Annotated in this window: 4 protein-coding genes; 1 reads left to right on the plus strand and 3 read right to left on the minus strand. The window is 33.7% G+C overall.

Annotated features, from left to right (window positions below; translation table 11 throughout):
* Positions 1–1,325 (plus strand): type IIL restriction-modification enzyme MmeI (locus ACM39_RS16330; RefSeq protein WP_228377131.1); only part of this gene is annotated, 1,325 nt, incomplete at its 5' end.
* Here ACM39_RS16330 and ACM39_RS16335 read toward each other — a convergent pair.
* Genes ACM39_RS16335 through ACM39_RS16345 form a run of 3 tightly spaced genes read right to left on the minus strand, consistent with a single transcriptional unit; the run spans position 1,322 to position 13,123 of the window.
* Entirely contained in the window at positions 1,322–5,026 is a 3,705-nt protein-coding gene (locus tag ACM39_RS16335; protein WP_228377132.1) for an Eco57I restriction-modification methylase domain-containing protein, read from the minus strand. The genes ACM39_RS16330 and ACM39_RS16335 overlap by 4 nt on opposite strands.
* Positions 5,027–5,028: 2 nt before the next feature.
* Positions 5,029–7,866 carry a helicase-related protein gene (locus ACM39_RS16340; RefSeq protein ID WP_048512121.1) on the minus strand — a complete coding sequence of 946 codons (2,838 nt, stop codon included), beginning with the start codon at positions 7,864–7,866 and terminating at the stop codon, positions 5,029–5,031.
* 28 nt (positions 7,867–7,894) lie between these two features.
* The gene (locus ACM39_RS16345; RefSeq protein WP_048512122.1) at positions 7,895–13,123 is read right to left on the minus strand and encodes a DEAD/DEAH box helicase; all 5,229 of its coding nucleotides are present in this window, start codon (positions 13,121–13,123) and stop codon (positions 7,895–7,897) included.
* Positions 13,124–13,156: the final 33 nt, after the last annotated feature.

Genomic DNA, 13,156 nt, shown 5'->3' on the forward strand with positions numbered 1-13,156 from the left:
TTAATCATGCGATTCGTTCTATGAAATGGCCAGGTCAAGCTGCCGTTGAGGTTTCTTTGATTACTATCCATAAAGGCGAATGGAAAAATCAATTTATTTTAGATAATAAATCGGTAGATAGAATTACATCTTATTTGGATGATTCCGAAGTTATGGGAAAACCTATGCCGTTGTTGTCTAATAAAGGAAAGAGCTTTCAAGGTAGTATAGTGTTGGGAAAGGGGTTTGTTCTATCCACTGAAAAAGCTAAAGAATTAATAAAAAAAGATCCAAGAAATAAGGATGTCCTTTTCCCATATTTAAACGGTGATGACCTAAATAATGATCCAGAACAAAAACCTTCAAGATGGGTTATAAATTTCTTTGACTGGGATGAAGAAAAAGCGAAAACCTATCCCGATTGTTATGAGATTATAGAAAAATTAGTTAAGCCTGAAAGACAACGCTGGAAAAAAGACAATGAAGATAATGAGATTGTTGGGACGTATGCCTTGAGAAAACCATTACCTCAAAAGTGGTGGATATATGGTGAAAAAAGACCTGCTCTGTATAATGCCATATCTGAGTTAGACCAGGTAATGGTTATTGCACAAGTTTCTAAAACTACCGCATTTGCTTTTACAAAACCAAATAAAGTTTTAGATGCTAAATTAAATGTATTCGCAAATAATTCGTTTACAATGTTTGCCTTTTTACAATCAAATTTTCACATATATTGGGCGTGGAAATATTCTAGCACAATGAAAGCTGATTTAAGTTATGCTCCAACACAGGTTTTTGAAACATTTCCTTTTCCAGAAGAAATTAAACAAGATATTAGAAATGAGATTGAAGATTTAGGAAGGAACTATTACAATGTTAGAAAGTCAATAATGCTTAAATATAAAATTGGCTTGACTCGATTTTATAATATGTATCACTCTAAAGGAATACAAAATGAGATAGATTTACAAGATAAGCACTTAAGTTTCCTAATAAAATATTTGTCAAGAGTACAAATTAATATTGAAACTAATGAAATTGTTAGTGACTTTAGTGAGTTTAGGAAAATTGCTATAAAACTGGATCAATTAATTATAAAATCATATAGATGGAGTGAGATAGATTTAAGCCATGATTTTTATGAGCTTGAATATCTGCCAGAAAATGATAGGATACGTTTTTCTGTTCATCCAGATGCCCGTAGGGAAGTATTAAAACGTTTATTGATGCTTAATCATCAACGTTACAAAGCCGAAACATCTGAAGGTCCAAAAAGTATTAAACCTATAAATAAAAAGACAGGTAATAAAATAAAAGAAAATAATTTCCCGAAGTTATTTTAATCTTCGGGAAACAAAGTATTTAAAGATTTTGAAACAATTTTTGATCTTTTGGTAACAATTTTATATAAAGTATCAGACTTTGATTGCGCTAGATTTAATAATAGCAATCGATTTAAGATTTCTTTTCTAGCAGTTGGATGTATTGTAAATCTTACGCGGTCATTTTCGGGCAGATAATCCATTTCATAAAAATCATGGTTAAGATTTAAATCATCCCAACCATAAACTTTTAAAATCTGGTTGTCTAACTTAATCATAGTAGAACGCAGTTTTACTATATCAATTTCAAATTCTGTTACTGAAATTGTACTTACTTCAGAGGTATTTTTATGCATAAAATTGTATAGTTTAGTTAAGCCTATCGCGTATTTTGTCATTACATTTTTTCTTTGAAAATTTAATTCTTTTCCTATGTTTTCGGTACTTTCAATTAATGAATTAAGAATGTTTTTTGGTAAAGGGAAAGTCTCAAAAACATCAGTGGGAGTATATCTCATATCCGCCTTCATCCTAGATGCATATTTCCAAGCCCATTCGTTATGAAAATTTGATGAAACAACAGAGAACAAAAAATGTGAAGTATCGGTAATCACTGCCAAAGCATTAGAAAAAACACTTTTTGAAGGGACAATTTGAAATGCAACGTATTTGCATGCTTGGTTAGGTATCACCATTACCTGGTCTAACTCAGATATGGTAGCATAGAGTTCTTTTCTTGGTCTTAAAAACTGCCACCATTTTTCTTTACCGCCCTTATCCTTTTGAATAAGACGCTCTGGTTTGACGAGCCGTTCCACTATATCAAAGCAGTCTGGATAGCTTCGAGCCTTCTCTTCTGACCAATCAAAAAAGTTAATTACCCAACGAGACGGTTCTTGAGTAGGACTGTTATTGAGATCATCTCCATTCAAATAAGGAAATAATATTTCTTTGTTTCTTGAATCCTTTTTAATTAAGGCTAAAGCTTCTGCCGGTGTCAAAATAAATCCTTTTCCAAGAACAATGCTACCCTGAAAACTTTTACCTGAATTACTTTTTAGCGGCATAGGTTTTCCCATAACTTCGGAATCATCCAAATAAGATGTAATTCTATCTACCGATTTATTATCTAAAATAAATTGATTTTTCCATTCGCCTTTATGGATAGTAATCAAAGAAACCTCAACGGCAGCTTGACCTGGCCATTTCATAGAACGAATCGCATGATTAATAACTCCATTGCTTGAAGATATCACATCTAACCCGCCTTCACGCGCAGAACCTTGAGCTATAGTGTTCGTAGAAATTAAAGACTGAAATCCATTTGTTTTGATTACATCAAAAATTCTTCTGAAAAAATAAGTAACTAAATCTACTGCTCCAATCGGTTTATAGGTATGTTTTAAATACTCAAGGAAGTTTGTTCCATAATTTCCAGTAAGCTTTTGTCCTCCTAAGAAAGGCGGATTACCTAAAATACAATCAAAACCACCTTGTTGGAAAACTTCTGGAAACTCTAGGAACCAATGAAAAAACTTTTTTTGCTCCGCTATTGCCATACTTGCTCCTCGATCTAAAATCTGAGTACCAGAATTCAAATAGGTTTTGTATTTACTATGTGTGGTGAGTTTTTCCTTATTTTCTGTTATTTTGGGAATAAAGAACTGTGCAACTTGTAAGTTAGCCAGTTGTTTAAGTCTAAACCATTTTTTGCCATTGGTTAAGTCTTCATAAGCTTTGGCTTTTTTTTCAATCTGCTCGGAAGTGGTTTCAGGCATTTGGTTAAACTGATTTATAGATTTTTGTACGTCTACAAAATCTTCATTAACAGTATTTAAATCAAAAAGTTCGCTCATCTGCGATTTACGCTCATCATCATTACGTTTTTTAAAAGCGGAAGCTATTGTTTTTTCATCATCTGGAAGAGCCTTAAAAGCTTCACTAGCAATACCACTTTGAAGTTCTTCATAATGCGCTAATCCTAAAATAGCATTACCATTTTTAATATGATGGTCTAAAAAATTCAAAGGCTCTCCTGGATCATGGGCTTCTAACCATAAAGCTACTTTACATAATTCTACCGCTAAAGGATTTAAGTCGACACCATAAATACAGTTTTTGATTACATCACGAATTGCTATACGTAAAACAGACGGCGTAGGTTGATCTTCATTGCTTCTTATCCTTGCCAGCTCAAATCCAATTCTCCTTGCAGCGGAAAGTAAGATGTGCCCACTTCCACAGGCTACATCACATACCGTAATACTCAATAGTGATTTTTCAGGATCAGCTTCTTTTAATTTCTCGGCAATAATGTAATCCAGAGAATGTGTGATTAATGGCTTTACTAATTCTTCAGGAGTATAGTGCGATCCTGATGAAGATCTTGCGTCACCTTGTTTAAATCGAAATACGTCATTTTCTACTACCGGCTCAAATTCTAAAAGTCCTTCATATACTGAACCAAATTCTTCTACATCTAAGTCAGCATAATTTACTCTAATTATCTGTCTGTTTTCATTTTCAAATGTGACTAGGGACTTAAAGACATTAAGAACATCCTTATTGTTTAAAGTAGTTGATTCGATACTCTTGATAGCATTTTGACTAAAGATCCCGGAACTTAGTGCATCAATTCCCAATTCTTTACCATAACTTCTATCTTCAAAAAGTCTGAATGTTGTCATTAGTGATTGCCATAAGTCCGTTTTCTTTGGATCAATATAAATGGCTTTATTAACTAAAAATGTAAGACGCTGAATGCTGTAATATTGATAATAGACATCTTTTAGCTTCTTTTCATCTTCGGTTAAGTTCTCTTTGTAGATCAGATTTCGCTCTTCAATAACTAATAGGAATAATATCCGATAAACAGATCTTAAAATGTGCAGATAATAATCTTTTGCTGAAAGTTTCCCTATTTCAAAAGCATTTCTTAATTCCGTGTTTTCTTGTTGTGAAAGTAAACCGTTAGCCAAAGTGACTATTGAATTTTCTACAGCCATACTTAGCCGCTCACGGATGCGTGAACCTGATGCTAAAGCCTCATTATGATAATATTCAAGCGTAGCATCTTTCCCATCTTCTTTTTTATCATTAATGCGCGAAGCGTGCAACAAACGGTAGAAAATAGCAAATTCAGCGTAATGCCCTTCCTCCATCATCTGTTCCAAATTGAACTCCAGATAACTTAATCTCGAAAGTCGAGTAGCATCACGCAATACACGAAAGTAATTTCCATTGGTTACAAAGCCATAAATGTATTCCGTAGAATTAATATATTCTTGTACCAATGAGTGAGGCGATAATCTCGGCCCATTCTCGGCTTTTTTATCCATTGACTGTTCACTGCCTACAATATGCATAGGAAAACCATCTTTATTGGAAGCTCTGTGAGATATAGCGTAGGATTTTCCATTGATAATTTCCGCATTGGAAAGTGCAACCTCATAGCCTAAAAGATTGAGAAGCGGAATAATCCAATATTTACGGGTTTCAGAAACTCCTTTATCTATTTCAGAAAATGAGCTTCTTTTTTGTTTAAAGATTTGCCAATGTGTATTGAGCAGGCTCCAAGCGTTATTTATTTCATCACGGACTAATTCACTGGGTTTTAATCCAAAATCTTGGGGTTTCTGAAAACTGATATCATCCTGACGAATTTTTTCAAGAATTTCGCTGGTGAAAATGTTCCCCTGTATATTTATGGTTGTTAATTTCATAGTTAAAAAAGAGATTTAGGTTTTGGCAAGAGGATATAGACGCCCATAACATCGGGTGGAAGTACCGGAGTAGATTTTTCGTAACTACGTCCGCCAATCAAAGTTTTAAATCTTCCGTGCGCTTCTACCAATCTATCTGCACGTTGCGTGGCAATTTCTATAAATGCATCTTTCTTATTTTCAAAAGAATTTAGCTCTAATGTTAAAATTTGCTGTTGTTGTTCAATAGACATATTACTTAAAGGAATGGATTCATTCAGCAACTTGTTAGATGTTTCAAAATCAATATCCTGTAAAATATTCCCATTTTCTCTGTATCCCCAAAGATACATTTCTTCTGCTACGGATTCATTTTTGGAACGGACTTCTTTGACTACATTTCTAACCCTAAACATAACTAAAGTCGTTTTACTTTGGACGCTTTCGGTTTGTATCACACTAGTTCTTGCTAAACCATAAGAATTACCTTTTTCCTCAAATGCGTTACTTACTATATAATGACAGAGTTGCTCGACAAAACGATGATTTCGTCCAATATATTGATAGCCTTTTGGAGTGGGAGAATTAAAAGCAATCTTAACTTCTGTTTTTCCTTTTAATTTTTCTGTTTTAGAAAGTAACGAAATTTGAAGATGCTTTGGAAGGTTTGTTGTCTGTACCTTATACCCATCAAAATCCGATATCACAGATGCTCCTAATGATTGTAAGGCAAATACAGTAAAATTTTCCACAACTTTTGGATCACCAATAGCTTCATCTACTTCTTGCAGGTCTTTTTTTATTGCTTCAGCATCTACAGATTCCTGAGCAAAAATAGAGCGTAAGTTTTCTCCTTTTTTACGGGCCATCTCCAACTCGTTATCAATTCTTATTTTATCTTCAGCAAAAAGGATCAACTGTTCTGTTTCTGAAGCAGTCTTCAAAATTTTCTGTGTCAGTTCTGTCATCAGCGACTTATTGTTTTCACCAATAGGAATGGTAACTCCAATACTTTTTTGAATTTCGCGCACTTTACGAATTAATACTTCCAGAATAAACTTATCCATTGGATTATTTTCTCCATAAAGCATATAGGTTTTAATATCCTTGGAAGCTTGTCCAAAACGATCAACTCTACCTTCCCGCTGTTCAATTCGATTGGGGTTCCAGGGAAGGTCATAGTGCAATACTGCATTGAAATGGTCTTGCAAATTGATCCCTTCACTTAAACAATCTGTAGCTACAAGCACTCTTTTTTCCTGTTCTCCCATTCTTCCAATTTCTTCTTTACGCTGCTCATCCGCTAGTTCAGAAGTAATCGCCTGTACTAATACATTTTTAGGAAGAACTTCTTTTAGTTTCTCTTCCACATATTTTGCTGTTGCAATATAATGACAGAAAATAATTGGCTGGAAGCCTTCCTTTAGCCATTTTCTTATCAGATCAATAGTATGTTTTATTTTAAAATCTGTTTCTGTATTTTCATTTAGAAACTCTGCTTGTTTTAATAATTTAGTCAGACCTTCCAATTCAGCTGTCCTATAATCAACCGCATTTAATAAATCTGATCTTGAAAAATCTACTCCAAAATCATTTTCTTCAAATAAAGTATTTTCAACAGCATCTGTACTAATTTCAGTAAGTTCTTCCTCTAAAGTCAGTTTTGCATGGCGATTTGCCAACATTTCTTGAGCCATAGCTGGACTTGACATAGCTCCTTTAATTAAAGCAATTGCCGCCCAAGAACGCAAAAGTCTTGTATTTTCATTATCTGTTTTTACATCTGAAATCCCTCTTGCAAATGCAACAAGTTGATTATAAAAAGCTTTAGTATCTTCTGATAACGTGAAAGCGACTTCTTTAGAATCTCTTTCAGGAAACAACGTATCTTCATTCAGCCATCTACGAATATTTTCACGCTTACGCTGTATAAAATATTGTGCAATTTTCCGTCTGTCAGCTTGCTCCAATTGTTCAAAATTCAGTTGTCGGAAAGATGGATTTAATAAGCCTAAAAGAGAAAGAAATTCTTCATCCTTACCACTATGAGGTGTAGCTGTGAGTAATACTAAATGTCGATTTTTATTTGCAGCAATATCATGAATTAGGTTATATCGTTGTTGTTGATTTTTTGACGACGCTCCTTTAGGTAAGGCACAGGTATGCGCTTCGTCCACAACAACCAATTCAGGGCAGTCATTTAAAAAGATTCCTCTGCGTTTATCTGTTTTTATATAATCAACCGAAATTACCTGATATGGGACATGGTAAAAGACCGATCGATCATCAGGCACCATACGATCTAAGCGGGATGCTGTACTGGAACGGATAATTTCTGCATCAATATCCAACTTATCCTTCAATTCTTGCTGCCATTGTTCACATAAATGAGGCGGGCAAATCACTGCAAATTTTTTGATTTCACCTCTTTCAATTAGTTCTTTGATAATGAGTAAAGCCTCAATAGTCTTTCCAATACCTACATCATCAGCAATCAACAATCGGGTAACATCCTGTTTTAATGCCATTACTAAAGGAACGACCTGATATGACCTAGGCCTGAAGGATAGTTTGCCCATACTCCTAAATGGACCTGCGGCATTTCTTAAAGAAAGTCGGGATGCATTATACAGAAGTTTTGCCGTTTCAAAATTCCCGATTTGATTTGGTGTAGGTTCTTTAAAAGAGGCTTTTTCTACTGTCTCGATATCTTTTGCTAATGGCATAAAAATACCTGTTGTTTCCTCATCGGAACCTCCAAGTGGTTTAACTAACAGAATATTATCTTCATTAGAAGGGAGTACCATCCAGTCACGATTTCTATATCGTACTAAATTGCCCGGACTATATTTATTATTCATTCTATATCTATGTTCTAAACCTAAAAGGTTATTGTACTTTTCTAAAAATATCTTTACGTCTTTTGATCAAATCTTCCAAAGATTCCGTGTAGTGCCATCGTACAACATCGTGTGATCCCTCTTTTAGTATCTGATCAATCATTTGATCACGTTTTTTAACTTCTTCAAGGTCATGTACAGAACCATCACAGAATATTAATGTAAATCCAGAACTGGTCTTGTACACAAAATCTGCATTTATATAATAACTATCCAGATTTACCTGTGCCCGATCGGGAAGTGAATATCCATTTTCATATAGATGCCTTATGAGCTTCAGCTCTGTACTGCTATTCTTATCATATGCTTCTAGTAAATAACGATATTGTTCTTCCCGATCATTTTTACCTCCCTGAACAATTTCAATATCACAATCCATTAAATATTCTAAAACTTCTTTGATAATATGTCGGTTCAGTTGTTGATGATAAATTTGATTATAATAGCTTAATAAATCTTGATAAGTTGCGTGAGGCAGTTTTTTACCTTGTTCGGTTTCCTCTCTGGTTTCTAAGTCAAAATGAAGGACCTCATAGCTAATTTTAAACCATTCTTTCATTTTGGGAGGATCCATTAATTGTGAAAGAATACCAAGGGAGCCTTCCGATGCTTCGTGGATAAGAATATTAGGTCTTTCTTTATCTCCCATTACACTAACAGCCATTTCGCTTTCTTCTACAAGAAATAATTTTTCTATCCCTCTTTTTAAAGCATAGCTAAGAGACACAACCTGATCAGGTGTTGTTCCAATATTACCGAGGGGCTGAATATATAGAACATCAGCAGTATCTTTGGTAAAAAGCATTATTTCCTTGGTATTATCAATTAGCTCTTGATTATTGTTTAGATTTCTCTCTTGTATCCAAACACCATTTCTTTGATCGATCTTGAAGCCTGATTGTTGTGATCTTCTTGCTTTTTTATTAAGCTTAATAAGACTCGCCGTTTTACTAAAATATAATTGTAGTAGCTTCTCACCACCTTTTTTTAAAACAACTGATTCTGTATTTTCAATTCCATGAGGGAAATTAAAATATGATGTAACTTCATAACCTGAACGACTTCTTTCTTCTTCAATACAAGAGATTTTCTGTAAAGGAATACCTTCGCATTCTGATAACTCTATGACTTTTGTATATAACTCCATAGCATCTCCTACAAGGGACTTTCTATTAATTGGATCAATATTAGCCAAATCAATTTCTTCATTCATAAAAGCGTAACCAGTCTTGCTAGAAACCTTTATTTTTTGTAAGTTATGCTCTATGTCTGAAATCATCATTCTATTAAGCCTAAATTTATTACCAGAATGATAAACTGTGTTTAATGGGCCGAATTCGGATAAAGCCAAAGCGCGAGGTCTTGAAATAACTTCTACATCATCTTGATAGCTTTTCCCTAGTACAGCTCGAACTGGAAGACGAGTGAAATTATAACCAGGTAAAAAACCTTCTGCAGCCAAATAACGAAATACATAAAACTCAGAATTGCTTGAACTCTGCTGCTCTTCATTTTTTAGTAAAGCTATCTGTTTTCTGGCAAATCTTTCTTGTTTAGCTGCTTCTTTTCGCTCTGTGCTATCTGATTTATAAGTATGATTATCCAAAATTGATTGCGCTTTATTTCTGAGCATACAAGCATTTTGAAACATTTTGATCCAGCGCTTGAATGAAGAGTCAAAATGGGCTGGGAATTTCTCAATTTTGTCTAAAATCCATAATTGTGTAAACCAGACGGTTTTATCAAGCTCTGGCAGTAAAGAATATGCTATCTTTTCAAATTCCAGCAATAATTCTTTTTTCATAATAGAAACAAGATGTTCTATTCTTTCCAATATATCATGCTTTAAGAATACATTTCTTTCATCAGATAAATCTAATACGTCCGCTGCTGAAGTTTTTAGTTCTTTAATCTCAAGTTTCATTAGAAGAAAAGCATTGAGGTGTGAGACGATTAATTCCTCATTAATCAAATCAATCCTAGGCGGTTGTACAATGCCAGCGACCATTTCTGAGGAATTATTAAAATAATTGACATCGTGAGGAGACATCGTGGAACAGTACGTAAAAACCAATGCAGTCTGTCCGCCTCTTCCCGCACGTCCACTTCTTTGAGCATAGTTTGCAGCGTTTGGAGGTACATTTCGCATATGTACAATGTTTAAATTGGCAATGTCAATTCCTAATTCCATAGTAGGAGAGCAGTATAAAGTGGATATTTCTCCTTTTCTAAAAGCATCCTCACGATTAATTCTTTCCTGTGCACCAATTTGACCAGTGTGTTCTTTAGCAATCAACTCTTTTTTGAATTGACTAAAGTCAAATTGATACAACTTTTTAAAATATGGATTTGGTTGAATTTCGAGTAATTCGTTTTGATAATTAAGCCTTGTTTTATCAATTTCTACTATACCATCCGCGTTGTGTTTCCAAGTAATATTATCGACAATCAATTTATAAAGATCTTGATTTGGCAAACGTTTATCATTTGTCTTTCTTATAAAATTTGTTTCGCATAATACTTTCAGAATATCATTGATCCACAACTCATATTCGTCTTTCTTTAATTTTGCTAGACCGGATTCGATTCGTTCACGATTCAAATATTTTCCTAAACTTGAACGAACACCAATAGATGCATCAAAAATTCCTTTTACTTTAGGTTTGATAGAACCGACAACCATTACTCGAGGTTTATCTAATTTTTCTTCTATACCCAGTGACCATGGTTTATCTACATCTAATAAATCCTTTATCAATGTTTCAATATTAGCGACATTATCAAAAAAGCGATGATCTAGAGCAAAGTTTGTTCTAAAATAGTCAAGTATATTTTTTAAAATCTCATACCTTTTTGCAGCTGTTAATTCTTCAAGAAATTCTATGTCTTTAAATTTCTCCTGAACATTAGCTAATTTTTCAAGTTTTTTATATTCAATTTTAATCAATCCCACTTGTTCTAGATTGGGTAAAATATAACGCCATCCTCTTTTAAGGTCTTGAAATGCACGGTATAACAAAAGGTATTTAATAGCATCTTTATTCCTGTCATTACCAAAATCTTCATCTTCTGAAGGATTTCTAGCATAATCTACTTCTCTTAAATTCAACGCCTTAAGTAACTCTTCTGCCAATTCATGTACTTCTATTGACCCGTCTTTATACTTTATTGATTTAAGTAAACCAGCTCTAAAACGAACCGTATTATAAAAATCATTAAAATGGCCAGCCTGTAATGATGCATCTTGTCTGTTGTCTGTAAAACTTAATAATTTCTGATCCACTAATTTTTCATCTGATAAACTTCTTATTACGGACATAGAAAGAATTGAAGTAGCTGTGCTACGTCCCTCAGAACCTAGTCTGGCTAGTTTTGTAGAGTCTTTTAAACGACTATCTTCATAAACGATTGAGCATGTAGGATCTAATATTAATGGACTAGGAATAAAATATCCTTTAATCGGAAATTTAGCTTCAAAAGAAAACTGTCCTTCACTATTAAAATATAACGTATGAGGCAATAACATTTGATAGTATGGCAGTAAAGCTGTTTCTGCCTTATTCCACCATTCACGAGGAACTAAATATTTAAAGTCTTCTTTCCAAAATTCTTCACCTTCATCCAATATAATGTACCCATATCTGAAATCTCTTATATCCGGACTCTTTTGATTAACATCGTCTTTCTTTTTATTTTTAAAATCTTTAATAGAAGTGATAGGTAAAATTTCTGCATTATCAATGTCTAACTCAACAGTTAAAAACTCGTAACCAGAATATCTGGAAAATAATAATGGATATAGCTTTCTCTCTTTATTTTCAATCTTAACGAATGGTTCATCTGATGAAGTTATATAACGTGTATTTCTTGGTTCTAGCGTTACCGATATAGATCCGGTCTGAGAAATAAATTGATGAAAACGGAAAGGAAGAAATGATTTGCGAGTTCCCTTTTGTCTATTATCTTCATTAATCCGCTCTGCCCATTTTAATAGATCAATAACTATGTTTCGAATCTCATCTCGTGACAACGAAGTAACTGTTTCAGCAATTTGATTAGTGATTTGATCTATACGCAGTGGTTTTCCTCTTTCTATTATATCTTGGTTGTACCGAAGCGCAACATTTATTTCCAACCAATTAGCTAAATCATTATTTATGAATTCTTCTTCTGAATCTTCTATACTGATTCCTTTTCTCACAGCATCGGTTAGTTGAGAAGGATTTACTTGTTTAGCAAGTGTACATGGCTCAAGGTATTCATTAATAACGCATTCATATGAAATTTCTTTACCAAATATTTGTGTGGCAACTTCTGCCACTTTTTTCTTTTTTTCTTCAGGAGACCCGTGGGAAGCCATTGTGGCTGATGTACCAATGAAAATTAAATTATTCATTACAAGAGCCTGAATTCTCCTATTCAGAAAGCTAACATCAGCACCTTGTCTGCCTCTATATGTATGAAGCTCATCATAGACAAGATATTTAAGATGTTTAGTCATTGAATCCCTTAACCAGTTTTCAGACTGCCTAGTCATTATTAATTCCAACATCATATAATTGGTCAGAAGAATATCGGGTTCATCATTTTTTACCCGATCTCTATCAACACTTGATTCCTGTCCTGTATATTTTGCAAATGATATGGGAAATCTTTCGGAAGTTAGGCCTTCCAGATGATCAATAATTTCGTCCAGAGTTTTATTAGATCTGTCAATGTCCGAAAGACTTACATATTTTTCTAAATAATTGATCTTATATTTTTTGATTTCCTCTTCTTGCGAATTTATTAAGGCATTCATTGGATAAACCAATATAGCTTTTACGCCTTTTTCCTTTCCATTACCCCTTTTAAAAAGATCATTGAAAATAGTAGCTAGGAATGTTAGAGATTTACCTGAACCTGTTCCGGAAGTTACTACAAACCCTTGATCTTGAACACCTATTTGAATGGCTTCAGACTGATGCCTGTATAGCCTATATGAACCCAGCGCTTTTGACAAATTTGGATGTATTATATTTTCCTGAATTAATTCATCGAAAGATTGACCTCTTTCAAAAGAGGGGTTGAATTGTATAAGCGGTTCAGGGAGAATATTTTCAACTAAAGTCGAATTATTGACAAAATCTGAAATTCTTTGATCTTTAATATTAATAAAAGATTGTAAATATGATTTATAATCAGATATTACTTTCTCATGAGTTTTAAAGGCGTCCATTCTTAATAGCTTTTAGTAAAAGTAGTCATTAGT

The organism is Chryseobacterium sp. FH2, from assembly GCF_001045455.1.
Lineage (GTDB): Bacteria > Bacteroidota > Bacteroidia > Flavobacteriales > Weeksellaceae > Chryseobacterium.

What these genes read in the sequence shown, in the direction of transcription:
- ACM39_RS16345 (WP_048512122.1), bottom strand. Translation starts at nt 13,123, where the DNA reads ATGGACGCCTTTAAAACTCATGAGAAAGTAATATCTGATTATAAATCA.
- ACM39_RS16335 (WP_228377132.1), bottom strand. Translation starts at nt 5,026, where the DNA reads ATGAAATTAACAACCATAAATATACAGGGGAACATTTTCACCAGCGAA.
- ACM39_RS16340 (WP_048512121.1), bottom strand. Translation starts at nt 7,866, where the DNA reads ATGAATAATAAATATAGTCCGGGCAATTTAGTACGATATAGAAATCGT.